The 879-nt window shown below is 57.2% G+C and carries 1 protein-coding gene; it reads right to left on the bottom strand.

Features of this window, described 5'->3' with window-relative positions; all coding sequences use genetic code 11:
• Nucleotides 1-20: 20 nt before the first annotated feature.
• A partial coding sequence (locus tag LKE08_RS02100; RefSeq protein WP_324702536.1) for a PAS domain S-box protein occupies nt 21-879 on the bottom strand: 859 nt, incomplete at its 5' end.

Consider the following 879-nt stretch of genomic DNA (forward strand, 5'->3'; position numbering starts at 1 on the left):
CTGAAGTCGCCGTTCGCTTTTCATCCGTGCTTTAAAAAGACACGGCTTTCAAGCTCTCGTCCTTTTCTCGTAATTTCTAAAATCAGCCGCTCCTGTTCGGCCTGTCGTCTGAGGGCCTCTTCGGCGCGGCGGCGGTCGGTGATATCTTCGCCGATGCTGGCGAAACCGACGATCTGATCGGCGCGATCGCGCAGGGCCGTATTGTTCCAGGCGATCAGGCGACGTTCCCCCGTGCGGGCCAAGATTTCATTTTCGTAGCGGGCGGGAAATTGTCCGGTTTCCGGGGCCAGTCGAAAAAAGGTGTCGTAGAGGGATTCCCGAATCTCCGGGGGAATGAAAGTGGAAAACCAGTTTCGATGCAGGATTTCTTCCCGCTTCCAACCGGTCTGTTCCAACAGGCAATCGTTGACGAGGGTGATGTCTCCCCGGCGATCGACGATAACCGCGATGAGTGGCATCGTTTTCAGGACGGAACGAAACAGATATTCCGACTGTTGCAGGGCGAGTTCGGCCTGTTTGCGTTCCGTGATATCGACGGCGACGATAGTCACGGACCAGAGATTGTGACTCGGGTCGTAGCGGCCGGTCAGGGTTTCCGCAAACCAGCGCAGGGAGCCGTCTTTGCGGTAAAAGCGGTATTCGGAGCGGACGTCTTCGCCCCGGTCCAACAGGGTGTGCAGGGCGGGGCGGACGACGGTGTGGAAGTCGTCCGGATGAACCCGAGAGGACCACAATTTGGGGTCGGCGACAATTTCCTCGGCGGTGTACCCGTACAACCGTTCGCAACCGGGGGAAATATATTTTTGACAAACTCCCCGCGAAGACAGCGACGGGGATTCTGGGGTCAAACAGTAAATGCAGGCTGAGCCTGACTGACTT

It is taken from the genome of Lyngbya sp. CCY1209 (genome assembly GCF_035615495.1).
GTDB lineage: Bacteria > Cyanobacteriota > Cyanobacteriia > Cyanobacteriales > Microcoleaceae > Limnospira.